Origin of the sequence: Cyanobium sp. WKJ7-Wakatipu (genome assembly GCF_024345355.1) — a bacterium.
In the GTDB taxonomy this organism is placed as follows: domain Bacteria; phylum Cyanobacteriota; class Cyanobacteriia; order PCC-6307; family Cyanobiaceae; genus Cyanobium_A; species Cyanobium_A usitatum.
Window position 1 is genome coordinate 166,437 of record NZ_JAGQAY010000001.1, and the last position, 24,696, is coordinate 191,132.

At 63.6% G+C, this 24,696-nt stretch carries 25 protein-coding genes; 9 read left to right on the forward strand and 16 right to left on the reverse strand.

Features of this window, described 5'->3' with window-relative positions; translation table 11 throughout:
* Window positions 1–47: 47 nt before the first annotated feature.
* Entirely contained in the window at window positions 48–716 is a 669-nt protein-coding gene (locus KBY83_RS00890) for an HAD family phosphatase (RefSeq protein ID WP_255017844.1), read from the forward strand.
* Here the strand turns inward: KBY83_RS00890 and sds are convergent.
* The 5 genes from sds to KBY83_RS00915 form a co-directional block, all read right to left on the reverse strand.
* Window positions 710–1,681, reverse strand: coding sequence for a solanesyl diphosphate synthase (gene sds / locus KBY83_RS00895; protein ID WP_255017845.1), 972 nt, complete (start codon window positions 1,679–1,681; stop codon window positions 710–712). The two genes, KBY83_RS00890 and sds, sit on opposite strands and share 7 nt — an antisense overlap.
* Window positions 1,682–1,704: 23 nt before the next feature.
* Complete coding sequence (murI, locus tag KBY83_RS00900; RefSeq protein WP_255017846.1) at window positions 1,705–2,529, reverse strand: glutamate racemase; 825 nt, start codon at window positions 2,527–2,529, stop codon at window positions 1,705–1,707.
* Window positions 2,526–3,614, reverse strand: a complete 1,089-nt coding sequence (locus tag KBY83_RS00905; protein ID WP_255017847.1) for an N-acetylmuramoyl-L-alanine amidase — start codon at window positions 3,612–3,614, stop codon at window positions 2,526–2,528. Before KBY83_RS00905 ends, murI begins: the two co-directional genes overlap by 4 nt.
* An 8-nt stretch (window positions 3,615–3,622) precedes the next feature.
* Window positions 3,623–4,441, reverse strand: a complete 819-nt coding sequence (locus KBY83_RS00910) for a carbon-nitrogen hydrolase family protein (protein ID WP_255017848.1) — start codon at window positions 4,439–4,441, stop codon at window positions 3,623–3,625.
* A gap of 65 nt (window positions 4,442–4,506) precedes the next feature.
* Window positions 4,507–5,262 (reverse strand): 2-phosphosulfolactate phosphatase family protein, encoded by a 756-nt coding sequence (locus KBY83_RS00915; RefSeq protein ID WP_254941260.1) that lies wholly within the window; start codon window positions 5,260–5,262, stop codon window positions 4,507–4,509.
* Window positions 5,263–5,314: 52 nt separating this feature from the next.
* On the opposite strand from KBY83_RS00915, the gene KBY83_RS00920 reads away from it, so the two are divergent.
* The 6 genes from KBY83_RS00920 to KBY83_RS00945 are packed head-to-tail and all read left to right on the forward strand — an operon-like array spanning window position 5,315 to window position 11,291.
* On the forward strand, window positions 5,315–6,892 hold the full coding sequence (locus KBY83_RS00920; RefSeq protein WP_255017849.1) for a UbiD family decarboxylase: 1,578 nt from the start codon (window positions 5,315–5,317) through the stop codon (window positions 6,890–6,892).
* On the forward strand, window positions 6,892–7,377 hold the full coding sequence (locus tag KBY83_RS00925; protein WP_255017850.1) for an Rrf2 family transcriptional regulator: 486 nt from the start codon (window positions 6,892–6,894) through the stop codon (window positions 7,375–7,377). The genes KBY83_RS00920 and KBY83_RS00925 overlap by 1 nt, the downstream gene beginning before the upstream one ends.
* Window positions 7,378–7,380: 3 nt before the next feature.
* Entirely contained in the window at window positions 7,381–8,241 is an 861-nt protein-coding gene (gene thiD / locus KBY83_RS00930; protein ID WP_255017851.1) for a bifunctional hydroxymethylpyrimidine kinase/phosphomethylpyrimidine kinase, read from the forward strand.
* Between the two features lie 26 nt (window positions 8,242–8,267).
* The gene (aroA, locus tag KBY83_RS00935) at window positions 8,268–9,602 is read left to right on the forward strand and encodes a 3-phosphoshikimate 1-carboxyvinyltransferase (protein ID WP_255017852.1); all 1,335 of its coding nucleotides are present in this window, start codon (window positions 8,268–8,270) and stop codon (window positions 9,600–9,602) included.
* Between the two features lie 44 nt (window positions 9,603–9,646).
* The gene (gene glmU, locus KBY83_RS00940) at window positions 9,647–11,020 is read left to right on the forward strand and encodes a bifunctional UDP-N-acetylglucosamine diphosphorylase/glucosamine-1-phosphate N-acetyltransferase GlmU (RefSeq protein WP_255017853.1); all 1,374 of its coding nucleotides are present in this window, start codon (window positions 9,647–9,649) and stop codon (window positions 11,018–11,020) included.
* Window positions 11,021–11,045: 25 nt separating this feature from the next.
* A complete protein-coding gene (locus KBY83_RS00945) occupies window positions 11,046–11,291 on the forward strand; it encodes a chlorophyll a/b-binding protein (protein WP_255017854.1) in 246 nt (81 codons plus the stop codon).
* A 114-nt stretch (window positions 11,292–11,405) separates the two neighbouring features.
* Here the strand turns inward: KBY83_RS00945 and murF are convergent, their stop codons facing one another.
* The 6 genes from murF to menD are packed head-to-tail and all read right to left on the reverse strand — an operon-like array spanning window position 11,406 to window position 18,360.
* On the reverse strand, window positions 11,406–12,800 hold the full coding sequence (gene murF, locus KBY83_RS00950; protein ID WP_255017855.1) for a UDP-N-acetylmuramoyl-tripeptide--D-alanyl-D-alanine ligase: 1,395 nt from the start codon (window positions 12,798–12,800) through the stop codon (window positions 11,406–11,408).
* Between the two features lie 28 nt (window positions 12,801–12,828).
* A complete protein-coding gene (locus KBY83_RS00955) occupies window positions 12,829–13,611 on the reverse strand; it encodes a hypothetical protein (RefSeq protein WP_255017856.1) in 783 nt (260 codons plus the stop codon).
* A 10-nt stretch (window positions 13,612–13,621) separates the two neighbouring features.
* Window positions 13,622–15,094 (reverse strand): glycogen synthase GlgA, encoded by a 1,473-nt coding sequence (gene glgA / locus KBY83_RS00960; RefSeq protein WP_315858907.1) that lies wholly within the window; start codon window positions 15,092–15,094, stop codon window positions 13,622–13,624.
* Window positions 15,095–15,134: 40 nt separating this feature from the next.
* Entirely contained in the window at window positions 15,135–15,644 is a 510-nt protein-coding gene (locus tag KBY83_RS00965; protein ID WP_255017857.1) for a L,D-transpeptidase, read from the reverse strand.
* A gap of 50 nt (window positions 15,645–15,694) precedes the next feature.
* Complete coding sequence (menB, locus tag KBY83_RS00970) at window positions 15,695–16,555, reverse strand: 1,4-dihydroxy-2-naphthoyl-CoA synthase (RefSeq protein WP_255017858.1); 861 nt, start codon at window positions 16,553–16,555, stop codon at window positions 15,695–15,697.
* Window positions 16,552–18,360 (reverse strand): 2-succinyl-5-enolpyruvyl-6-hydroxy-3-cyclohexene-1-carboxylic-acid synthase, encoded by a 1,809-nt coding sequence (gene menD / locus KBY83_RS00975; protein ID WP_255017859.1) that lies wholly within the window; start codon window positions 18,358–18,360, stop codon window positions 16,552–16,554. The genes menB and menD overlap by 4 nt, the downstream gene beginning before the upstream one ends.
* A 68-nt stretch (window positions 18,361–18,428) precedes the next feature.
* Here menD and lepB point away from each other — a divergent pair, with 68 nt between their 5' ends.
* Window positions 18,429–19,013: a signal peptidase I gene (lepB, locus tag KBY83_RS00980; RefSeq protein WP_255017904.1), complete on the forward strand. Its 585-nt coding sequence runs from the start codon at window positions 18,429–18,431 to the stop codon at window positions 19,011–19,013.
* A 30-nt stretch (window positions 19,014–19,043) separates the two neighbouring features.
* Window positions 19,044–19,403: a DUF760 domain-containing protein gene (locus KBY83_RS00985; protein WP_255017905.1), complete on the forward strand. Its 360-nt coding sequence runs from the start codon at window positions 19,044–19,046 to the stop codon at window positions 19,401–19,403.
* A gap of 37 nt (window positions 19,404–19,440) precedes the next feature.
* On the opposite strand, the gene KBY83_RS00990 is transcribed toward KBY83_RS00985, so the two are convergent.
* From KBY83_RS00990 to KBY83_RS01010, 5 genes are all read right to left on the reverse strand, one after another.
* Window positions 19,441–20,616: a DUF4336 domain-containing protein gene (locus KBY83_RS00990; protein ID WP_255017860.1), complete on the reverse strand. Its 1,176-nt coding sequence runs from the start codon at window positions 20,614–20,616 to the stop codon at window positions 19,441–19,443.
* 2 nt (window positions 20,617–20,618) lie between these two features.
* Window positions 20,619–21,458, reverse strand: coding sequence for a metal ABC transporter permease (locus KBY83_RS00995; protein WP_255017861.1), 840 nt, complete (start codon window positions 21,456–21,458; stop codon window positions 20,619–20,621).
* The gene (locus KBY83_RS01000; RefSeq protein WP_255017862.1) at window positions 21,455–22,216 is read right to left on the reverse strand and encodes a metal ABC transporter ATP-binding protein; all 762 of its coding nucleotides are present in this window, start codon (window positions 22,214–22,216) and stop codon (window positions 21,455–21,457) included. The genes KBY83_RS00995 and KBY83_RS01000 overlap by 4 nt, the downstream gene beginning before the upstream one ends.
* Entirely contained in the window at window positions 22,216–23,103 is an 888-nt protein-coding gene (locus tag KBY83_RS01005; RefSeq protein WP_255017863.1) for a metal ABC transporter substrate-binding protein, read from the reverse strand. Before KBY83_RS01005 ends, KBY83_RS01000 begins: the two co-directional genes overlap by 1 nt.
* A 128-nt stretch (window positions 23,104–23,231) precedes the next feature.
* Complete coding sequence (locus tag KBY83_RS01010; protein ID WP_255017864.1) at window positions 23,232–24,626, reverse strand: YcjF family protein; 1,395 nt, start codon at window positions 24,624–24,626, stop codon at window positions 23,232–23,234.
* Window positions 24,627–24,696 lie beyond the last annotated feature (70 nt).

The window sequence follows — 24,696 nt, forward strand, 5'->3', positions numbered from 1 at the left end:
CTCCTTGCACCGGCATGTAATGGGCCGTCGTGATGCAGGATAGATACATGGGTCCTGCCGCCTGCCTGTTCGATCTCGACGGCCTGCTTCTAGACACCGAACCACTGCAGGCCACGGCTTGGCTTAAAGCCGCCGCCCACTTTGGTTGCCAGCTCGGTGCTGAACAGTTGCTCAGGCTGCGGGGCCAGCGCCGGTTGGATTGTGCTGCCTTGGTATGCCGCTGGATCGAAGCTTCCGGCTCCAATCCCCCGAGTTGTGAGGCTTTGCTGGCCGTGCGCCAACCCCTGGCCGATGCCTTGGTGCCCACCGCTGCCGCAATGGACGGCGCCGCCGAACTGGTGCAGATGTGCAGGGATCACCAGGTCCCCATGGCCCTCGTCACCAGCAGCACCCAGGACGCGGTGCGGCGTAAGGCTGCACCCCACCGATGGCTGCAGCTGATTCAGGTAAGGGTTTACGGCGATGATCCAGCCCTGGCGGCGGGCAAACCGGCGCCGGACCCATTTCTGCTCGCAGCTAAACGCCTAGGCCGCAATCCCGGCGACTGCTGGGCCTTCGAAGATTCAGACGCCGGCATCGAGGCCGCAGTAGCCGCCGGTTGTCAGGTGTATGCCCTTCTCCCAAGCGACGCAGATGCCAAAGCCACCCCTGACGGAGTGACCCGCCTCAATTCCCTCAGAGATGTGAGCTGGCAGCTGGCTGAACAGCGTCAGTAGAGGCGACTAAGGACGAAATCAGGCAGGGCCCGCAAGGCGCTGCGCGGTTCGGAGGGGGCTAGCCATTCCAAGGCTTGAGCTGCTTCCTGGGCGAAGCCTTCAGCCAAGGCTCTGGTGCGGGGAATGGCCTCGCAACCCCTCACCAGCTCAAGAGCTTGCTCGAGATCACCTTCCTCGCAAAATTCGCGTTCAATCAAGCCGGCCAGGGCAGGGCGCTCTTGGAGTGCATAAAGGGCAGGAGCGGTGAGATAACCGGAGGCCAGATCGCTTGCAGCTGGCTTGCCGAGCTGCTGATCACTGCCAGTGAAATCGAGAATGTCGTCAACGACCTGGAAGGCCAAACCCAACTGGCGGCCAAAGCGATAAAGATCATCGAGCTGGGCCCCTGGCAAACCGGTAAGCACCCCAGCTGCTCTAGCGCTATTTGCAATTAGCGAGGCTGTTTTGCAGTAGCTCTTTTCGAGGTATGTCTCGAAGCTCTGGCCGGTGTCGTAGCGGAAAAGGCCCTGTTTCACCTCGCCGTCTGCCAAATCCATGATCACACGGCTGAGCAGCTTCACCACCTCGAGATCATCGAGATTGGCCAAATGCCAGCTGGCCTGAGCAAAAAGGAAATCCCCCGCAAGCACCGCCACTCGATGATTGAAACGGCTGTGCACCGTGTCAACTCCACGCCGGGTTGCAGCCTCATCGACAACGTCGTCGTGGACGAGCGAAGCCGTGTGGATCATTTCAGTGATCTCCGCCAGGCGGCGGTGGCGGGGCCCCAGCTCACCGTCGGGGGCTACTGCCCGCGATAGCAAGAGCACAATGCCGGGTCGCAGCCTCTTACCACCTGCAGCAAACAGATGCTCTGCTGCAGCCTGCAAAATTGGATGGCCAGCTCCTATAAGGCTGCGCAGGTCGGCCAGCAGGGCATCTAGGTCAGCCTCTACGGGCTGGAGCAGCTCTGCAACCGTTGCCACAACACCTCCGCCGTGGCGTGATCCTAGAAGGCTTGCCCCATCGACCGCAGGTCCACCCGCTCAACGGCAGGCCGGTAACCCAACCAGCGGCTCGCCCCGTCGGCAAAGGCCTCCGCAGATCCACTGACGCAGACCCGGGTGCGCTCGGCTGGGGTCACCACCTCCACCGCTGCGAGTTCGCCCTCCGGCATGCCGCCCATGCTTGCCAAAAGGGGCCCTAGGCGCCGTACCGCCGATTCAGCTGGATCAACAAGCCGCACATGGGGAGGCAGCAGGGCCGTGAGCAAGGGACGCAGCATCGGGTAGTGGGTGCAGCCCAGCACCACCGTGTCGACACCGGCTGCGAGTAGGGGCTCCAGGTATGCCTTGGCTTCCCCTATCAGGGCTGGAGACTGGAGATCTCCGGCCTCGATCAAGGGCACGAAGGTGGGACAGCCCACCTCAAGCACAGAGGTGTGGGGCCGGCAGGCATGGATTGCCCGCCTGTAGGCACCGCTTGCGGCTGTGGCGGGAGTAGCCAGCACCCCCACGCACTCGCTGTTTAGGTCGGCAGCAACACTGTTGATCAGGCCCACCACGGGAACGCCGGCCTCCGCCACGGCCACATCAAGGGCGAGGGCATTGGAGGTGTTGCAGGCCATCACCAGAACCCCGACCTGTTGGTGACGCAGCCAGCCCACCACCTCAGCGGCAATGGAGCGAATATCGGCGACGCTGCGCTGACCGTAGGGAACTCGGGCCGTATCCCCGAGATAAAGGCAGGAGGAATGGGGATAGCGCTCCTGAAGCCTCCGCAGCACCGTGAGGCCCCCCAAGCCGCTGTCAAATAGCCCCACCAAAGCGCTCATGGCTGACCCTGCAGGGCGTTAAGAATCCCAGCGCTCAGGGCTAAAGCCATGCGACGACGAAAATTGGCATCGGCGAGGCGCCGGGAATCAAGTTCACCGGTGACAAAGCCCATCTCAACAAGGGCGGAGGGCATCACCGTGCGGCGGATCACGAAAAAGCGTCCGGTGCGCACGCCGCGATCAGGACTGCCAGGGGAAATGGCCACCATTTGCTCCTGCAAGGCCGCAGCCAGGCGACGGGAGGGCGATCCCGCACCCTCAAAGAAAAAGGTCTCGATGCCATTCACATCGGGACGGGCCATGCTCAAGGCGTTGGCGTGCACGCTCACAAACAGATCGGCACCGCTGCTGTTGGCCAGGGCCACCCGGGGAGGCAGGTCAACGTCCACCTCAGAGGTGCGTGTCATCAACACCTGGACGCCGCGGGCCTGCAATAGCCGGGCGATTTGCAGACAAACATCAAGCACTACGTCGGTTTCCCGTAGGCCACCAATGCCGACGGCACCTGGATCGGGGCCCCCATGGCCAGGGTCGATCACCACCTTGAAGCGGCCCCGGGGCACAACCGGCAAGCCATCGGCGGAGAGGGGCGTAGCTGCGGTGGGGAAGAAGGTCTGCTGATCGGCGCCAAAGCTGGCAACAGCATCGAGGTCTCCCTCGCCGAGGCCAAGCCCAGCTTGGTTACCAAGACCCGGCAACTCCATGCGCCAGCGGTCCCGGGAGGTGCCCACCAGGCGCAGGCCAGAGGGATCGAGCTGGGTACCTGGCGCAAATTCCAGCACCAGGCGGGTTGTGAAGCCATCTGGACGACCAATCCGTACCTCACGCAAGGCACCACTGCCTCGCACAGTGCGTGTGCGCGATGGGGCACCGGGCAGGTCTACCCATACCCGGGGGCCCCTAAAGCCAGTACCAGCCTCAAAAAAGGCCTGGGGGCGTACATCGATACTGGTACGTAACTCCAGCTGACCGCTGCGGGAAACGCGCCAGGCCGCGAGGGAAGAAGCCCAGGCCGGTAGATCGGCCATCAGCAAAGCAACCGCTGCCAGAGCAGCACTCCAGCGGAATCTGACGGACCAGGGCATCGGGACAGTCAGAACAGGTTCGGCCGGCGGTGCCTCAGGCTGGGCATCTGGGCCCTCACCCTCTGGGCATGGCCCGGATCGATCGGGGCAATGGCAGCGCTGACACTTACGCCGGCATCTGCCAGCACAGTGCCCCAAGGGTCGATTACCAAGGCATGGCCGTGGCTCTGCCTGCGTCCGTAGTGCTGGCCCGTCTGGGCGGGGGCGACCACGTAGGCAGTGTTTTCAATCGCCCGGGCCTGCAGCAGCACCTGCCAGTGGTCCTTGCCGGTAAAAGCGGTAAATGCTGCGGGCACAAACAAAACATCAGCCCCTGCCTGGGCCAGGTGGCGATAAAGCTCAGGGAAGCGAACGTCGTAGCAGATCGACAGGCCAATCCTGCCTAGACCGGGCACATCAACTACCGGGGGAAGTTGGTCTCCGGGCTGCACCGTGGCTGATTCTCGATAGGTGTTGCCGTCGGGCAAGTCGACATCAAAGAGGTGGATTTTGTCGTATCGAGCCAGAAGCTGGCCCTCCGTGCCTACTAACTCAGCGCGGTTGAAGGTCTGACCTGGCCCCGCTGGGACCGGGAAGCCTCCGCCTAACAAGGTCACTTGATAGCGGCGCGCCATCGTGACAAGGAAGCTGCTGCAACGCTCCGCCAAGGATGGGGCCAGCTCAAGGCGCTGCTCGTCCTCCCCCATGAAAGCGAAGTTTTCGGGGAGCCCAACCAACTCAGCGCCGCGACGGGCAGCCAGCTCGATCTGCTCTTCCGCTGAAGCAAAATTCGCATCCGGATCCGGGGTGCTGGTGAGTTGCACAGCTGCCGCCAGAAAACTGCCCACTCACTGCCCCAACCAGTCCGTCAAACTTTAAAGGAAGCGCCAAGAGGCGGTTCGCGCAGCTGGGATCAACTGGCCTTAAGCACCCCGGGTTCGGCCTGGAAGGGCACTAGTTGCAGGCTGTCGACAGCTGCGCAGCAAGCAAAATCGGCGTCATGGTCGCCGAGATTGATCAGGCGCTGGCCGTGACTTGCAGTCCGCAAGCAGGTCTCGGTATCGAGGTGCCACTGCTGCCAGAGAGCAAGGGCCGCCAGCATTTCGTCGTTGCCGAAGCTCACACCGATATGGGGAGCCACCGCCATCTCAATCGCCGCAGAAGCAACGGCACCAGCAGCGAGGCTGTCTTCGAGGGAGTAATCACCCTCCCAGCCACTGCCCACGATCCAGACCCGGCAGCACTCCTGATCAAGCAGACGCCGTGCAACGGCGGTGCGGTTGGGGAGACAGGCCGTCAGCAACAGAGGCACCGACTTAACGGCCGCTAAGGAGCGGGTGCCATTGGTGGTGCTCATGAATATGCGTTTGCCACCCACCAGCTCGGGGGTTACGGCAAGGGGAGAGTTACCCAGGTCGTAGCCCGCCACCCTCTGGCCGCCACGCTCACCGGCACGCAGTCGCTGCTGCGCCGGCCAGGCAGCCGCTGCAGCTTCAAGCTCCTCCAGGCTGGCGAAGGCCTCGATCGCCTCAGCTCCGTTCTGCAAGGACCAAGCAATCGTGGTCGTTGCCCGTAGAACGTCGATAACTACAGCCGCATCGGGCCCACCCTCCGCCAGGGACCTGACGGGTGGCACGCATTCAGAGGAGTGGAAGTAGGAAATTTGCACAGCCGCGGCCCCAGTTCAGGTGCGTCACAGTAGTCACCGCTCATAAAAGTCGATGCCGAATAAGGGAATTAGTCAACGCAGTCGCCGGGATTTGCGCGGCTTCATCGACCTCCTGGAGCAACGGGGTCGGCTGAGGCGCATCACCGCGCCGGTGGATCCAGACCTGGAGTTAGCAGCGGTTGCCGACCGGGTGCTGGCAGCTGGCGGCCCGGCCCTGTTGTTTGAAAATGTGATTGGCTCCACCATGCCGGTGGCCGTGAACCTGCTGGGCACCCAGGAGCGGGTGTTGTGGAGCATGGGCATGGAGCAACCAGAGGAGCTGGAACGGCTAGGCGAGCGCCTGGCCCTGCTGCAGCAACCCCGCCCCCCCAAGGGGGCCCGGGAGGCGGTGCGTTTTGGCTCTGTGCTGCTGGATGTGCTTAAGGCCCGGCCCGATCTCGACCTCACCCCTCCCTGCCACCAGCAGGTGTTCAAGGGCGAGGCAGTGAACCTTGACGCCCTGCCCCTGCTGCGGCCCTGGCCCGGCGATGGCGGCCGCATCATCACCCTGGGCCTGGTGATCACCAAGGATCCAGAAACTGGCACACCCAATGTGGGCGTGTACCGGCTGCAACAACAGTCGGCGAACTCAATGACCGTGCACTGGCTGAGCGTGCGCGGTGGCGCCCGCCACCTACGCAAGGCGGCGGCGATGGGCAAAAAACTTGAAATCGCCATTGCCATCGGCGTGCATCCGCTGCTGGTGATGGCGGCCGCCACGCCGATCCCGGTGCAGTTGAGCGAGTGGCTATTTGCTGGCATTTACGCCGGCGAGGGCGTCCGGCTCGCTAGGTGCAAAACGGTGAATTTGGAGGTGCCGAGCCACAGTGAGGTGGTGCTGGAAGGCACTATCACCCCTGGCTCTGAGCTGGCTGACGGACCATTTGGCGACCACTTGGGCTTCTACGGCGGCGTCGAAGATTCGCCCCTCGTCCAGATCCAGTGCGTCACCCAGCGACGTGATCCGGTGTACTTCACCACCTTCAGTGGCCGGCCCCCCAAGGAAGACGCCATGTTGGCGATCGCCCTAAACCGCATCTACACGCCGATCCTGCGCCAGCAGATCCCTGAAATCGTCGATTTCTTTCTGCCGATGGAGGGGCTCAGCTACAAACTGGCTGTGATTGCCATCGATAAGGCCTATCCAGGCCAAGCCAAGCGGGCGGCGATGGCCTTCTGGAGCGCCTTGCCCCAGTTCACATACACCAAATTTGTGGTGGTGGTGGATAAAAGCATCAACATCCGCGACCCGCGCCAAGTGATCTGGGCGATCAGTGCCCAAGTGGATCCGCAGCGGGATTTATTTGTGCTCGAAGACACCCCCTTTGACAGCCTCGATTTCGCCAGCGAGCGCCTGGGCTTGGGCGGCAGGCTGGCGATCGATGCCACCACCAAGATCGGTCCAGAGAAGCGCCACCCCTGGGGCGAACCGCTTAGCCGTCCCGCCGAGCTGGAGTCCAGGCTCGATGCCCGTTGGGCCGAGCTTGGCTTGGCAGATATCGGTAAGGACGAGCCAGATCCAGCCCTATTTGGTTACACCCTGGAGCACGTGCTGGAGCGGCTTGCAGGGCGGGCAACGGCTAAGGCGTGATGCTTTCTCGCCAGGCCAGCCATGCTCTTAAGGCCCTGTTGGAGCTGGCAGCAAGGCCCTTGGAGTGGCAGTCAACCCACTCGCTGGCCACGACCCATGAGCTACCCGAACCCATGCTGGAACAGCTGCTCCTGCGCCTACGCCGAGCCGGGCTGCTGGATGCGAGGCGGGGTCGGGTGGGCGGCTACCGACTCACCAGGCCAGCGCGGGACATTTCAATGGAGCAGATTTTCGCAGGGCTGGGCGAAGCTTTGATAGTCGGCGAAGCTTTGAGAGTTGGCGAGGCATTGAAAGAAAGTGCGAATCGGTCTGCACCGTCGGAGCCGGCCAGCTCTCCAGCCGATCAAGTGACTAATGCATTGCAGCTACGGCTAGAGCGGGTCCGGCAGAAGGCGCTGGCGGAACTCAGTCTCGAAGACCTGCTGTTCGACCTGCGCAGCGCCGTGGCCGGATCCGATGGCGAGGGTGGGGTGATGCTTGGTTAAGCCATGGGCCTCCCCATCGTTCATTGCTGGAGCAAGCCGATGACTCCCGCCATCGCTATGACAATCGGGGGCAGTGATTCCAGCGGCGGCGCCGGCATCCAGGCCGACCTAAAGACCTTCACGAGCATGAAGGTGTACGGCTGCTCGGCCATCAGCTGCGTCACCGCCCAGAACACCACAGGTGTCAGCCGCGTGGACGCTCTGTCGCCAGAGGCCCTGAGCGCCCAAATCAGCGCGGTGCTCACAGACCTGCCGGTAACGGCCGTTAAAACTGGCATGTTGCTCAACGTCGGCCTAATTGAGGCCACTGCTGCCGCCCTGGCGCCGCTGACGATCCCGAAGTTGATCGATCCGGTGATGGTGTCGCGGGCAGGTTCAGTGCTGCTTGAGCCCAGCGCCATCGCTGCCTACCGGCTGCTGCTGCCCCAAGCCGAGCTGCTCACCCCCAACCTGCATGAAGCCCAGCTACTCAGCGGCGTGACGATCGAGGCGGCTACCGATCTAGAGCGGGCGGTTGAGCAAGCGGCGCAGAGGCTGCTGGAGCTGGGATCAGCAGCGGTGCTGGTCAAGGGCGGCGGCCGGCCAGAGCTGCGCGGCCGCGACTACCTGCTGCAGCGCCATGCCCCTGGCCAGTGGCTCAGCCACGCGCCAATCAGCACCACCCACACCCACGGAAGTGGCTGCACATTGGGGGCCGCGATCACCGCCCAGCGGGCCCTCGGGCTATCCCTTCAGGAGGCCGTGATCGAGGCCAAGCGCTACGTGGAAGGCGGCTTGCGCTCCGCCCTCGCCATTGGCGCTGGTCACGGTCCTCTATGCCACTGGCACGCCTATGGATCAGTCGGGCAGCGGCGCGCTCCATAGGATCGGCCAACTGCCGTCACTGCTTCGTGGCCCATTCCGCCGCTAAATCCGCCCCGCTCAGCCTGGCTGGCGGCAGCACTCTGGTGGGAACCGTGCAGGTACCCGGGGATAAATCAATCTCTCACCGGGCCCTTTTGTTTGGGGCTATCGCCGAAGGAGAAACCAGAATCGAGGGCTTGCTACCAGCGGAGGACCCGCTCAGTACGGCCGCCTGCCTGCGGGCCATGGGCGTGGAGGTATCACCGATTCAGGCCGGCCAGCCAGTGACTGTCCAAGGCGCCGGCCTTGATGGCTTCCAGGAACCTGGCGATGTGCTCGATTGCGGCAACTCGGGCACCACCATGCGGCTGATGCTGGGGCTGCTGGCAGGCCGGGTTGGCCGCCACTTCGTGCTCACTGGTGATGGCTCCCTAAGAGGCAGGCCGATGCGGCGGGTTGGAGCTCCCCTGGCCCAAATGGGTGCCCAGATCGGTGGCCGCGGTGACGGCAACTTCGCACCGTTAGCGGTGCAGGGGCAGCCGCTGCGCGGCACAACCATTCACACCCCAGTGGCCTCAGCCCAGGTGAAGAGCGCCATCCTGCTTGCCGCCCTCACCGCTGACGGGCCCACCACCGTGATCGAGCCGGCCCAGAGCCGCGATCACAGCGAGCGAATGCTGCGGTCCTTCGGCGCCGAGTTGTCTGTGGGCGGTGCGGGCAATACGGTGGTGACCCTGACCCCGGGGCAAACGCTCAAAGGTCAAGCGGTGGTGGTGCCAGGTGACATCAGCTCCGCCGCCTTCTGGCTGGTGGCCGGTGCCATCACCCCAGGCGCTGAGATCACAGTGCAGAACGTGGGGCTGAACCCCAGCCGCACCGGCATCCTCGAGGTGCTGGAGCAGATGGGCGCCCAAATAAGCGTGCTTAACCGCCGGGATGTGGCCGGAGAGCCGGTGGGAGACCTGCGGGTTTGCCACGGCCCGCTGCAAGCCTTTGATATTGGTGGTGAACTGATCCCCCGGCTCGTGGATGAAATCCCAGTGCTGGCTGTAGCCGCCTGCAGCGCCGAGGGCATCAGCCGTATTCGTGACGCCGAAGAGCTGCGGGTCAAGGAAACAGACCGCCTCGCGGTCATGGCACGGCAGCTCGGTGCGATGGGCGGCCGCATCGAGGAATTCGCAGACGGCATGACTATCAATGGCTGCACCGAACTGCACGGAGCAGAGGTTGACAGTGAAACCGACCACCGGGTTGCCATGAGTCTGGCGGTAGCTGCCGGCATCGCCCGGGGTGACACCCTGCTGCACCGGCCGGAAGCGGCAGCGGTCTCCTATCCGGGCTTCTGGGACGACCTAGCCCGCCTCAAGCAGCAGGCAAGCTGACAGGTAGTCCACGTAGATTCCCGGCCAGTAGTTACCGCCTGACCATGCTCGCCGTCGCCGTATTGGCCGCAGGGAAGGGCACCCGCATGAAGAGCGCCCTGCCCAAAGTGCTCCAGCCCTTAGCCGGGGCCACCCTGGTGGAGCGGGTACTGGCCAGCTGCGAGCAGCTTCAGCCAGAGCGGCGCCTGCTGATCGTTGGCCACCAGGCCGAGCGGGTGGAGCAGCAGCTGCAGGGCCTAAGCGGCCTGGAATTCGTGCTGCAGCAGCCCCAGAACGGCACTGGCCACGCCGTGCAGCAACTGCTCGAACCGCTAAATAACTTCAGCGGCGATCTGTTGGTGCTCAATGGCGACGTGCCGTTGCTACGCCCCCAAACCCTTGCGGCCCTGCTTGAGCAGCACCGCAGCAGTGGCGCTGCCGTGACCCTGCTCACGGCCAGGCTGGACGATCCCAGTGGCTACGGGCGGGTATTTGCCGATGCCAACGGCTCCGTCAGCGCGATCGTTGAGCACCGCGACTGCAGCGACCAGCAGCGTCTCAACCACCTAACCAACGCCGGTATCTACTGCTTCAACTGGGCCAAGTTGGCCGAGGTGCTGCCCAAGCTCACCACCGACAACGACCAAGGCGAGCTCTACCTCACCGATACGGTGGCCCTGCTCCAGCCGGCCATGCACCGAGAGGTCGCTGATGCTGACGAAATCGCCGGTATCAACGACCGGCTTCAGCTCAGCCAATGCGAGACGGCTCTGCAGGAGCGGCTAAAGCGCCACTGGATGGCTAAGGGTGTGAGTTTTGTGGATCCAGCTAGCTGCACCCTCAGCGAAGACTGCCGCTTTGGTCAGGATGTTGTTGTTGAACCCCAGTGCCACTTCCGCGGCAGCAGCTCCATCGGCGATGGCTGCCGCATCGGGCCCGGCTGCTTGATCGAAGACAGCAGCTTGGGAGCAGGTGTGACCGTGCTCTATTCAGTGCTGCGCCAAGTGCAGGTGGCTGATCACTGCGCCATTGGCCCCTTCGCCCAGCTACGCCCCGGCACCTCATTGGCAGAGCACTGTCACATCGGCAATTTTGTGGAAGTGAAAAACAGCAGTCTTGCCAATGGCGTGAAAGTAAACCATCTCAGCTATATCGGCGACGCGGATCTGGGCGCTGGCGTTAACGTGGGAGCAGGCACAATCACCGCCAATTACGACGGCGTGCGCAAGCACCGCACCGTGGTGGGCGCCGGCAGCAAAACCGGGGCAAATTCCGTGCTTGTAGCACCACTGACCCTGGGCGAAAACGTCACCGTTGGTGCCGGCTCGACGATCACTAAAGACGTGCCGGCCGGCTCGCTCGCCTTGGGCCGTGCTCGCCAACTTGTCAAGGAAAACTGGTCCACCCAGTTAAACCAGCCAAGCCCTCCAGCCCCATAGGCTGCGCCAATCTTCCCCAGCTTTTATGAATCGCAACAGACGTCCTGCGGCTTCACCAGATAAGGAGGGCTTTCTCTACGAGCCGGTAGAACGGTTTGGCGAGAGCATGACCAGCCCCAAACCCTGGAACAAGGCTGCCCTGGCCGGGGTGGAATTATTAAACGGACGGATGGCCATGCTGGGCTTTGCCGCAGCAATCGCCGGCGAGCTTCTCACCGGCAAGGGCATGGTGGGCCAGCTGGCCGCCATGTTGCATTGGTATCTGGGCTGAAAGCAGAAAGGCCCCGAGTGAACCACCACCCAGGACCTTCGCCCGAAGGCACAACATCGTGAAATGCTGCTCCGTAGCCATCATGGCCGATGGCGTCGAGCCGGGCGAGCCCTATTAGAGAAGCGGGATCAAGCGCTCCAGAGCAACACCCCGGCTGGCCTTGAGCAGTAGCACATCTCCAGGCTGCAGCCATTGCAGCAATGGCTCTGCCGCAGCCTCCGGGCAATCCACCTGCCTTAAACGCGATAGGCCAGTGGCCGCCGCCACCATGGCTGCCCCTTCCTCACCCTGGTCCACGATCACCAGCCCATCAAGGTCTAGTTGCCTTGCCCGCTCGGCCACGCTGCGGTGCAGAGCGAGACTCTGCTCGCCCAGCTCGAGCATCGTGCCGAGCACCGCGAAGCGGCGGCCAGGCTGCTGGGCCAGCAGCTCCAAGGCGGCAAGCACCGCCTCCGGTGAGGCGTTGTAGGTCTCGTCAAGTACAAGTACGCCATTTTGCTGCAAACGGCGGCTGCGCCCTCCGGGTAGATCCACCTGGAGGGGCCGCCAACGCTCAGGCTCAAGGCCGAGCTCTCGAGCTACCGCCATGGCAAGCATCAGGTTGCGGGCGTGATGCACTCCCTCTAGCGGCACGGGCAGGGCCACTCCGGCCAACTCCAGAATCTCCCCCTGGCAATCAAGGCTGCCCACCAGATCTGCGGCAGCTTCATGGCCTTCTCCCTGCAGGGCAACCCGCACTACCCGGCCAGACCACACCCTGGCCAGGGCACGGTCCAGCAGGGGATCACCAGCCGGGATCACCACCAAGCCATCGGGCCTTAAACCAGCCACGATTTCGCACTTAGCCGTTGCGATTGCCTCGCGACTACCAAGCCGGCCGATGTGGGCTGTGCCGATGTTGGTGATCACTGCCACATCGGGGCTGGCGCAACGACTCAGCCGTTCGATCTCACCGAGGCCCCGCATGCCCATTTCCACAACCAAGGCCGCCTGATCAGGGCCTGCGCCAAGCAAGGTCAGGGGAACGCCTACGTCGTTGTTTTCGTTGCCGCTGGAGGCCCAAATAGGCCCAAGCGGAGCCAGGGCACTACGGATAAGTTCCCGCGTGGTGGTCTTACCGGCAGAGCCGGTCACCGCCACCAATGGCGCTGCAAGCTGCAGGCGCCAAAGACCCGCCAGGTCCTGGTAAGACTGCAGGGTGTCCGGCACCAGCCAGAGGGGCACGTGAGCTGCGGCGGCAGCAGCCAACACACTTGCCTGGGAGGCTGGCGCAAGGTGGCCCGCCTGGGCTATGAGGGCGGCGGCACCAGCCTCAAGGGCAACGGCAAGGAAGCCATGGCCATCGAAGCGCTCGCCAATCAGCGGCAGAAAAAGGTCGCCGCCGCTTAGTTGGCGGCTATCGGTGCAGATGGCCTGGGGGGCAAGCTTCAGCTCCGCCTGATCCACGGCCAGGGGGCCGGTGGCGGGTTGACCCCACAGCTCCTGCAACTCGGCTAAACGCAGACTCATCGTCGGCAGTCGGGGGCGATGCGGAGGATCATGCCTGAGGAATTGTCTCCGCCTCCAACAGCACCATGCCGCTTCCCACCCTGGCGGCCTGAGCCAGCAGATTGCCGCCAGGGGCTACCAGGCGCAGACGCTCGTAACCCAACTCACGGCTGCGCTGCAGCCAGAGATCGGCTTGCTGTTGGCGTCGCTGCAATGGCAAGCCTGCCCAGGTACTCACCAGCTCTAGGTCGAGCAGCCCCTGCTCGGGGTGGGGGCGGGCAGAAGAAATGCTGCCATCGGGGTCATCGTTTGAGAGCAGGGCCAGCAGGGGGTCGAGCTCAAGGCGCACGGCAGAAGCAGGCTCTGCAAGCTCAGGAGGCTCAGGGGAGCTTGGCGCTGAACCAACAGAGCGAGCAGCTGGCTGGCCTAGGGCCTGCGGGAGCGGCAGCTCAGAACGGGGGGCAAGTCGTTCAGCAACTTGTTCATCAGATGGTTGAGAGGCTGAACTATTAGCAATATCAAAAGTAGTGGGGGTGGGGCTAAAGAAGACAGTCTTTATCAGCAGCGTCAGCGAACACGCCACCACTGCCAAGCCCAGGGCTAACAGCACCGGCCAAAAAAAAGCCGCTAGTGCTTGGGGCCAGAAGCCAGGCACCGATAAGTCCCCCTCGCGGTTGCGGCGCACCAGCTCCCTCAGCTTGAGCACCGTGCTGGCAAGGGCGGCACGCAGGTCCCCTGCAAGACGGCCCCAAGGTTCTACGTAAGGGGCCGGATAGGGAGCTGGCGGCTCCGAACGGCCCGATCTCTCGGGGGCTGAGGTGGGTGGCGTCACCAAAAGGGGTTCAACGACGCTTCAGCAGGGAAGCCAGGCCCCGCCGGCTGGGGTCCGCATCTTGACCCTGGGAGAAACGCTCAACGGCGGCAGCCTCAGGCGTTGGCTCTTTTACCCCGCAAACGTCGCGGTACATGGCGTCGTATTCGAGCGCCGAGCGGGCCCAGCTGAAGTCCACGCCCATGCCCCGGCGCTGGAGTTCCTGCCAACTGGCCTGATTGCGGTAGGCCTCCCAGGAGCGCACGATCGCCGTGTAGAAGTCGATTGGTTCATAGCGGTCGAAGCCATAGCCGTTGCCGCTGCCAGCCAGGGGGTCGTTGGGGGGCACGGTGTCCACCAGACCACCCACCATCCGCACCACCGGAATCGATCCGTAGCGCATCGCCAGCATCTGGCTAATACCGCAGGGCTCAAAGCGGCTCGGCATCAAGAAGGCGTCGCTGCCGGCATAGATCAGCCGAGAGAGGGCATCGTCGTAGGTGAGGAAAACGGCGAAGCGGCCGGGATGGCGCGCTGCCATCTGCCATAGCCCCGACTCATAGGTGCGATCCCCCGTGCCCAGAACAACAACCTGGCTGTCTGTGTAGGCCAACACCCGATCAGCAACCTGCAGCAGCAGGTCGACACCTTTTTGATCGACTAGCCGGCTCACCATTCCCATTAGGTAGGAGCGAGGATTCACAGCCAGGCCAAAGCGCTCCTGCAGGGCCTGCTTATTGATGGCACGGGGGTCTAAATCCGCAGCCGAAAACTGGGCTGGCAGGCTGGCATCAGTGGCTGGATTCCAGTCTTCGGTATCAATGCCGTTGAGAATGCCGCGCAACTTGCCACTGATGAAATTCAGCAAGCCATCTAGATGCTCACCGTATTGGGGCGTGCGGATCTCCATCGCATAGGTGGGAGACACCGCATTGACCCGATCTGCATACAGCAAGGCCGCCGCCATCGTGTGGTCCCCTTGCATATACCAGGGACACCAGGTAATCCGATCAAGCTTCCAGCGCCAAGGTCCCTGATACTTGAGATTGTGGATTGTGAAAACGGTGCTGATCTCCGGGTCTTGGTGCATCCACACAGGCAACATCCCGGTGTGCCAGTCGTGGCAGTGCAGCACCTGAGGTTTCCAGTGATGCCAGCAGAATTCCGCAGTCGCGCTGGCAAAGAAAGTGAAGCGCCAATCCTCGTCTTCACCGCCGTAGATGCGCTCCGGATCGAACACCGGATGGCCGACTAAATAGAGAATGAGGCCGTTGGTGGGATGGCGGGCCTCAAAGACAGCGAAGTCATTACCCATCGTGTGGCCACGCCAGATGGGCTCGGGCGAAACCTTCAACTTCGACCACAACTTGCCGTAACCCGGCAGGATGATGCGTACGTCGTGGCCTAAGGCAGCTAGGGCCGGGGGCAAAGAGCCCACCACATCACCCATGCCCCCGACCTTGATCATCGGCGCGCATTCGGCCGCCGCAAACAAGACCCGCATCCCAGAGTTACCGGAGGTGGGCGCAACTCTACGGTTGGCGCTAGGGCAGCACCGTCACGGGCGTGCCCATCTCCACCAGATCGAACAGTTCCCGCACATGCTCATCCAGTAGGCGCACGCAGCCGTGCGATACGGCCTGCCCCACGCTGTGCCGCTGGGGTGTGCCGTGGAAGCCAGAACTGACGCAACCCTTCACCACAAGGTGCTCGCTGCCATTAAAGCCGGCGCGACCCTTGCAGTCGCGGTGAAAGCCAATCCAACGGCTGCCGAGGGGGTTGGCAGGTCCGGGCGGGATGCGTTGGCCGGTGGCTGGGTGCTCCCAGGTGGGATCTACCGCTAGCTCGATCACCGAAAACTGACCCACCGGGGTCTCCCAACCCGGCCGGCCGACACCCACCGGGAAGCGTTTGCGCTCCTGGTTGCCCTCTAGTACCAACAACTGGCGCTGGCGCCGGTCAAGTACGAGCCGACGCTGCTGAGATGGCTCCACAGCTGCAACGGCAAGGGGTGGCGCAAATAAGTCGGCTCCCACAAGCAGGAGCGGAAGCAATCGCAGCAGCCCCAACCAACCCACTGCCCTGAGATGAAATCTGTTTGTTTTCAGGGTAGCCAGGGTGCATCGGAGAAGTCCGGCGGTCGCTTCTCAAGGAAGGCATTGCGCCCCTCCTGGCCCTCCGCTGTTCGATAAAACAGATGGGTGGCCTGGCCGGCCAGTTCCTGAATCCCTGCCATGCCGTCGGTTTCAGCGTTGAAGGCAGCCTTAAGGCAGCGGATCGCCGTGGGGCTGTGCTGCAGCACCTCGCGCGCCCAGCTGAGCCCCTCCGTCTCCAACTGATCTAGGGGCACAACCCCATTCACCAAGCCCATGGCCAAAGCCTGGTCAGCCCCGTATTGACGGCAGAGAAACCAGATCTCCCGTGCCTTGCGCTGGCCCACCAGCCGGGCCAGGTAGCCGGCGCCAAAGCCGCCATCAAAACTGCCCACCCGTGGTCCCGTCTGGCCAAATACGGCGTTCTCAGCCGCCAGGCTCAGATCGCACAGCAGGTGCAGCACCTGGCCACCACCGATCGCGTAACCGGCCACCAAGGCAATCACCACCTTCGGCAAGCTGCGGATCAGGCGCTGCAGATCAAGCACATTGAGACGGGGCAAACCCGACTCGTCGAGATAGCCCCCATCGCCGCGCACGCTTTGATCGCCGCCAGCGCAAAAGGCCCAGCCACCATCAGCCGCTGGGCCGGCTCCGGTAAACAACACCGCCCCTACCCGAGGGTTGTCGCGAACTCGCGAAAAGGCGTCGCAAAGCTCGTGCACGGTGCGGGGCCGGAAGGCGTTGCGCTTGTGGGGTCGGTTGATCGTGATGCGGGCGATCCCCTCCTCGCACAGGTCAAAAAGGATGTCCTCGTAGGAGCCGGCGGGCAGCCACTGCACCGCTGACGGGGTCGGGGAGGAAGGGCTCAAGACAGCATCAGGGCTTGGGCGGCCATTCTGCGCAAGGTCTGGCGCCTGAGTGCATCGGCGCGGCGATCGCTCACCAGCTCAAGCAGTGCCAGCGGCTGATTCAGCGCCCAGTCCAGCTGGGATGGCAAGTCAGCGAGCTGCTCCACCCTGCGCCCCGGCACGCCATGGGCTGCAGCCAAAGCCAAGTGATCAAGCTGCTGGGGCATGGCAAACAGCCTCTCGAAATCCAGGGCCTGCTCAGGCGTGGTGCGAATTGGCAGCTGCTCAAAGATGCCGCCACCGCCGTTGTTGATCAGGATCACGGTGAGTCGCCCCTTTAGTTGGCGCTGCCAGAGCCAGCCATGGCTGTCATGCAGCAGGGCCAGATCACCCGTAAGCAGCACCGCCTGGCCATGGGCCTCAGCGACCCCGCAGGCGATCGAGAGGGTGCCATCGATGCCTGACGCCCCTCGAAACCCATAAACCGCTCGCCAGGGGGCAGCGGGATTGGCGAAGCTTTCCCAATCGCGCACGGGGCTGCTGTTGGCAAGCACCAGCGGCAAGCCGGCAGGCAGCAGGAGCCCCAGTTGGCGCGCCAAACAAAGCTCGTTAACTCCATTTTCAGCGCCATCACCGCTGGCCAGCTGCTGATCCAGCCAGAGTTGTAATTGCAGCTCCCGCTGGCGCCAGCGAGAGCCAAACTGCAGGGCCTCGGCGCTGGGGCCGCCGGCCCAAAAAGATGGAGGCAAGCTGGCGCTCCAGCCGGCCAAACCGGCTGCGCTCTGCTGGCATCCGCTGCCGTGCCATCCGCTGCCGAGCGGATCAAGACATCTCGGCTCACCCTCACTTACTAGCCACTGGAGAGCGTTCTGGTCGGCCAGCCAGCGCTGCAGGCGGCGGCTGGCGGGCAAGGGGCCAAGGCGCAGCACCTGGGCTGAACGCAGCATGGGTTCAGGAGCCTCGAGCAGTAGGTCGTAGCTGCTGATCAAATCGAGGTCAGCCAACCCCCGCAGCCCGCTGAGTCCATCTGCCAGCACGGGCCAGCCCGTGCGCCGCTGCCAGCGCAGCAAAGCTTCCACATAACCAGGCCAGTGCTGGGGCAGGCCGCGCCAGGGACCAGCCACAACCACGCCTGGCTGGCCTGGATCGGGAGCGGGGCTGAAGAGCGTTGCCTGTATCCCTGAACCAGCAGCCCCCAGGGCGAGATAGCCCAATGGAGGTGGAATTGGCTCAAGAGAACCGTGGGCGCTTGCCTCAAGCAGCGCCGGCCCGTTGGCATGTAGAGGTTCGGCAAAGGGAAGGTTGAGGTGCACTGGCCCGGGGGCCAGGCCAGGGGGCCGGGTTTCAGACCATGCCTGGCGAGCCAGGGCGGCGATGGCAGCGTCCGTCATGGCAGCCAGTCCAGTGCCATCGCCCTGGCCAAACCAGCGCACACTGGCGGCCAGAAAGCTTTCCTGGTTCACGGTCTGGTTTGCCCCACAGTCCTTGAGCCGGGTGGGGCGATCAGCACTGATCAGCAATAGGGGGATGGCGCCATAGTCCGCTTCCACCGCGGCGGGCAGCAGGTTTGCCACAGCGGTTCCCGAGGTGGTGACAACCGCAACTGCTTTTCCAGTCGCCCTGGCCAATCCCAGGGCAAAAAAAGCGGCAGAGCGCTCATCAATGGCGGTGTACAGCACCAGCCCGCGCGGCTCGAGCACGCCCAGGGCCAGGGCCAGGGCACCGGAGCGACTGCCCGGACACAACACAGCCTGGCTGAGCCCCTGGCCCATCAGGGCCTTCAGCAGCAGCAGCGCCGCCTCGAGATTGCGACGGGCCAACTCCACGCCAGGGCGGTTCAGGATGGATTGAACCAGTCTCCCCTGCTCCCTTGTCGTCCTCGCCCCGCAGCAGCATCCCCAGCTTGGTCGAAACCCTGCGCCGCCAGGTTGTGCCAGTGCTGGTATGGGTGTTGCTGGCCCTGGTGCTGCGCTGGGCGGTGCTGGAACCCCGCTGGATTCCCTCGGGATCAATGCTCCCGGCCCTGCAACTGCAGGATCGGGTGCTGGTGGAGAAGCTGCGCGCCCGGCTGCATCGCCCCATACCGATCGGCACCGTGGTGGTTTTCCATCCCCCCACAGCCCTAATAGCCGCTGGCTACGACCCCAAAGCGGCCTTGATCAAGCGGGTGGTGGGCCAAGCGGGCGATGAAGTGGAGGTGCGCGATGGTGTGCTTTGGCGCAACGGCAGCAAGGCGGCGATTGATTGGTCAGCTGAACCGATGGACTACCAGCTGGAACCCCTCACGGTGCCCCCAGACCATCTGCTGGTTTTGGGAGACAACCGCAATGCCAGCTTGGATTCCCACCTCTGGGGGCCACTGCCTCAAAAGGCCTTGATCGGCACGGCGGTGCTTCGCTACTGGCCCCTTAATCGGTTTGGCTGGTTACGGATCTCCGCCATGGGCCACCCCCCTAGTACGACGATTGAGCTGGGGTAAGGTGCAATATGGATGCAGCGCACGCCGGCGATGTTCAACCCGGAGTTCCTGACCACCGATAACGAAGCAATCAGCGGTAACTCGTTGATTCAGTACTTGCAGGAGCAGTCTCCTGATGTGCTGCAAAGGGTTGCTCGCTCAGCCAGTGGCGACATCCAGGACATCATTCGCCACAACGTCCAAGGGCTGTTGGGGATGCTCCCCGGCGAGCAGTTCGAGGTCAAGATTCAGACCAACCGAGAAAACCTGGCTGGCCTGCTGGCTTCGGCAATGATGACCGGTTACTTCCTGCGCCAGATGGAGCAGCGCATGGAACTGGACACGAGCCTGCTGGGCTGCGGAGATCTGGACAGCGACCTCGATGCCGACCCAGGCGATCTCAGGCTCTGAGTTAGTCCAAACTCAGAAATCCCTAATCCAGAATCCCCTAATCCAGAAACCCTGGTCCAGGCACCGCGGGCTGCTCTGGCACCACTCCAAAGCGCAGGAGGGTTTTGTCAATGCCGCTCAGGTAGGCCCAGCTGCCCCTATCTGGTGCCCAATCTCGCCCTTCCAGGCAGTCTGCAAGCTCCCCTAGTTGCTGAGGGCTGCAGGCCACCGGAGCTTCGTAATGGGCCGGCACCAGCCAGCGGATCTCGGATTGGCCAGCCAAAGTGCGGATCCAAGTCACCAGGGCGGCCCGGCAGCGGGGAAAGACCAGCCGCTCCAACACAGGCGCCACCAGCAGTGCGGCCTCAGGGCCGGGCACCAAACTCCGAAATTCAGCCTGCCAGCCCTCCTGCCAGCGGAAGGGATAGAGGCCGAAATAGGCCCGCGGAGAGCGCACCCCCGCGGCCAGCAGGCCGGCAAGCAACTCCCTGATGCCAGGCACCTGCAAATGATCTGGGCGGAGATAGGAGGCAAACAACACCAGTCGCTGCCAGCCCCGTCTGCGGCAATCAGGAGTGTCGAGCAGGGGCGCATCACCGCGATCCCTGGCATGGAAAAGCAGCGGCGTCGGATCGGCATCAAATAGCTTTGGGGGCTGCTCACTGATGGCCACTAGGGCATCGGTGAGCAGCAGGCAACCGCTAGCGCGGTGCAGGCAGGCCGCCTCCATGAAGGTGCCCAGGCCTAGGTCTAGGGGCCCGAGCGGTAGCCAGTGCAGTTCATCGGCATGGGGAAGCCCCTGCTCAAACAGCACCCGGGTGCGCTGGGCCGGGAACCCCAGCCAAGCCAGCGGCAGCGGTAAGGGGAAGCTCCACTGCCGTGGTGTCACCCACACCTCAGCAGCGGGGAACGCCCTTGCCATCGCCGGCACCGGCAGCTTGTGCTCGAGGCCAGAGCTGGTGGGCAGCACGATCGTGCAAACGGGCCCGTAGCGGTGCTCCAGCTCGGCAAGAGCTGCCCGCACCTCTCCCGTGGGGGGCACGGGGGCATAGAGCAACAGACCACCCCGCACACGCACCACCGTCATCCGGATCGGCACTGCCACGTAAAACACCCCTTGGAGCTGCTCGAAACTCCAGACCTGGCCTGGGATCAGTTCGCGCACCAAGGTGCGGCGGCGTCCGTAGGGGTAGAGCGGCAACAGCGGCCACCAGGGCCAGCCCTGATCTGGCATGCCTATGGATCTTGGAGGCCTTTGCCCCTCAGGATGCCGTAACGGGGGGCCAGCAGAAAAGCCAGAAGGAACAGACCGAACTGCACCAGGACGATGCAGCCGGCGGTGGAACTGTCACTCCAGTAGCTGATGTAGACCCCCAGCAGGCTGGAGAAGACGCTGCTGGCAATGGCGAGCAGGGTCATGCGATCGAAGCTATCGGTGAGTAGGTAGGCCGTAGCTCCCGGGGTGACCAGCATCGCCACCACAAGGATCACCCCTACGGTCTGCAACCCCGCCACGGCCGCCAGTGAGAGCACCGAGAGCAGGGTGTAGTGCAAAAGGCCGGTGTTGATGCCGATCGAGCGGGCATGGGTGGGATCGAAACAGAAAAGCAGCAGATCCCGCCGCAGCACCAAGAGCACTACCACCACCAGCGCCGATATCAACAACGTCTGCCAGATGTCAGAACTGGAGATGCCCAGCACGTTGCCAAAAAGGATGTGGGTGAGATCGATATTGCTGCGCACCTTCGACACAAGAACAAGCCCAAGGGCAAAGAAACCGGTGAACACCAGGCCAATCACCGTGTCTTCCTTAATCCGCGACTTCTGCTTGACGAAGCCGATCAAGGCCACCGATCCCACCCCGAAGACAAATGCCCCCAGGGAGAACGGCAGACCCAGGGAGTAGGCAACCACCACTCCAGGCATGACCGCATGGGAGACGGCATCGCCCATCAGGGCCCAGCCCTTGAGGGTCATATAGCAGGAGAGCAGACCGCAGCTGCCACCAACCAGGGCACTGACCAGTAAGGCCCGCACCATAAAGGCGTGACTGAGGGGCTCCAACAGCAAGGTCATGGGCCGGTTTCCTCATGCCTGCCGTTCACCAGCACCAGCAGATCCGCTGGTAAACCGCCAAATGCGAGGGCTAAATTTTCGGGGGTAAACACCTTTGCCGTCTCGCCGAAGGCGAGCACGGTCTTGTTGATCAAGACCACCAGATCACAGAAATCGCGCACTTGCCCTAGGTCGTGAGATGAGATCAGAATCGTCCTTCCCTCCTGGCGGAACTGGAGAAACAGAGCAGCCATCAGCTTCTCGGTGCGAACATCTACGCCGTTGAAGGGTTCGTCGAGCAACAGCACAGAGGCTCCCTGGGCGATGGCGCGGGCCAGAAAAGCCCGCTTGCGCTGTCCGCCGGAGAGGGACCCGATCGGCCGGTCGCTCAGATCGAGCAGCTCAACCCGCTCGAGAGCTTCACCCACTGCCAGCCGATCCGCGGAGCGGGGCAGGCGAAGCAGGTTCATCGAGCCGTATCGACCCATCATCACTACGTCCCAGACAGAGATGGGAAAACTGCAGTCGATGCCCTCCTTCTGGGGCACATAGGCAACCGCCTGGTAACGCTGGGCCTGGGCAACGCTCTGGCCGTTGATGAGGATGCGGCCCCTGGATGGGCGGACAAAGCCCGTCAGGCATTTGAACAATGTGGACTTGCCTGCGCCATTCATGCCTACGAGGCCGCAGATGCAACCGGCGGGCAGCCGCAACGAAGCATCGAATAGGGCCACGATGCCGTTGTAGTCGACGTACAGGTGGTCGGCTTCGATGCGCATCAGCGGCCAACTGCGTCGGGTCCTAGACCCTTGACGATCAGATCGACGTTGTGACGCTGCAGCTTCAGCAAGGTGGGAGCGGGGCCGGAAGTATCCGAGAGCGAATCCACGTAAAAGGTACCGCCGAAGCGGGCACCGGCGGCTCGGGCCACCTCTAGCTGGGCATCGGCGTTCACCGTGCTCTCACAGAAAACAGCGGGCACTCGACGCCTGCGCACCGTCTCAATGAGACGGGCCATGCGTCGGGGGGTGACCTGGCTCTCCGCATTCACAGGCCAGAGATAGGCCTCCTCAAGCCCGTAGTCGTGGGCCAGATAAGAAAAGGCACCCTCACAGCTGACCAAGAGGCGCTGGGCGGGCGCAACCCTCGCCAGGGCCGCCCGCAGGTCCGCATCCAGCTGACCCAGCCGGCGCTTGTAGGTCTCGCCATTGGCCCGAAAGCTGTCAGCCCCGGCCGGATCGAGGGCTGAGAAGGCCAGCACCAGCCGGTCCACGTAATGCTGGGCTCGCTGGGGCGACATCCAGGCGTGGGGATTGGGCTTGCCGGCATAGGCATCTCCCTCAATCAACAGGGGTCTCATGCCATCACTGAGCGTGACCTCGGCTCCATTACCAGCGGCTTGGATGAAGCGATCGACCCATCGCTCCAGCCCCAGCCCGTTCCTGACGATGAGGTCTGCCCCCTGGGCGGCCTCCAGGTCGCTGGGGCTGGGTTCGTAGCCGTGGATTTCTGCTCCCAGCCGAGTGATCGAGCGCACCTGCAAGCGGTCTCCGGCCACATTGCGGGCCATATCGGCCAGCACGGTGAAGGTGGTGAGTACCAGGGGGCGTCCATCGCTTGTGGAGGCCGAGGAGCCGGCTAGCGGCTGGCGGCAGCCGGTCAGCATGCCGACCAGCAGGGCCGGGAAGAGGAGCGCGGTGGCCTGCCTGAATCTTGAATCCTGCCGAAACCTCGCGAAGGACAACGCAGCATTAGCGAATAAATTTGAATTCATGCAGTTCTGAGCCCTCTCCCTCAGACGCTTTCGGCCAGGGAGCCAGTCTCAGACTGGTTGCGAAGCCATTGCCGGCCCTGCTCGAGAAAAGCAGGCCAGTCGAGTTTTTCAGCCGCCGCTGCCTTAGCCACCAACAGGGGTGCCTGGCGTTTGATCTCGGCGAGATCCGGCTCGCTCACCCCCGCCGAGAGGGCCAACATGTCAGCCATGGACCTGGCCACAACCCTGGTGAGATAAGCAGCGCTGAGCGCCTGCAACGCCCCCCCCACCAGCCAGGTAGCGCCATGCAATTTGACCAGGCCAGTAAGAAGCTGGCTGCTCCACTCCACCACCCCTTGGGCGAGTGCTGCCTTGGCTAGCTCGCTAGCGGCGGCCTGCAGTTGCTCGAAGGTCCAGGGGCAATCCCAGAGGCGAGCCATCTCGCGCAGCATCAAGCCATTCGCCACCGCCAGCACCAGCAGGTCGAGGCTCGGCAGGGGCGCCGCCACGACACCGGCCGCCACCAGCCATTGGGTGCGCCGCTGCAGTGGCAGAAAGTGCTGCCGCCGCAACTGCTCAAGCTCGCACTGCCAAAGGCCATGCAATTGCTCAAGACGACGCAGCTGCCGGCCGCGGCGCAGCTCCGCTCCGGCACTGGCGAGCTGCCGGGCTAGGGGCGAAATGCTGGCTGTAAGTGTCGTGGGCAGGCCATTCCAAAAGAGCAATCGCTGGGAGAGATCCTGTCCAAGCTGGGAGCGCAATTCAGCGGCAAGAGCTTCGAGAGTCTGGTCACCTCTGTTGAATTCCACCAGCAGCCAGGCGGGCTGAGCGGCGGGTAGGGCCTCGAGCCAGCGCAGATCGGCAGCTGAGAGAGGCGTGCGCAGATGGTGGATCAGCAGGTCGCAGGCTGCAAATGCTTCAGGCCAAGACCAATCGTTACTCCAGGCCGGCAAGGGGTGGGCCCAGTGCAACTGAAGTGTCTCGGCACCACGGAGGGCCTCGATCAGATCTGGTTGCAGAGCCAGAGCCGGAGGACAGGTACCCACTAAGGCCAACTGCAAGCCCTGCCGATCAAGCTCCTGGCGCAGGGCTGCCAGTTGGTTCTTGCGCATCCGGCTGGCTAGCTCAGCCTGGGCTGGGGTTGACTCCCCTGCCAAGCGTAAAAACTGGCCCTCAAGCTGCTCCAGGCGCCCCAGCCAGCCGGGCACATCCGTAGGGGCTGGCCCCCGGGGTTGGCGGCGCCGCAGCAGCGAAGCACCCAGGCCCAGGCCCGCCAAGGTGAGGCCAGAGGCGATGGGCAGGTGGCTCAACCGCAGCAGCCCATCGAGGGCAAACCAGCCCATGACCCCGGTGCCGATAGCCGGCAGCCAAGGTTTGAGGGTCGTGGGCATGGCCTGGCGGACCATGGCTAACCCGGCGAGCTGGGGGAGGGTCACCGGCGGCGTCAACGGCGCTGGACAAGCTGATGCATCTTTAGCTCAGCCTGAGACGCTGCGCAGGCGGCAA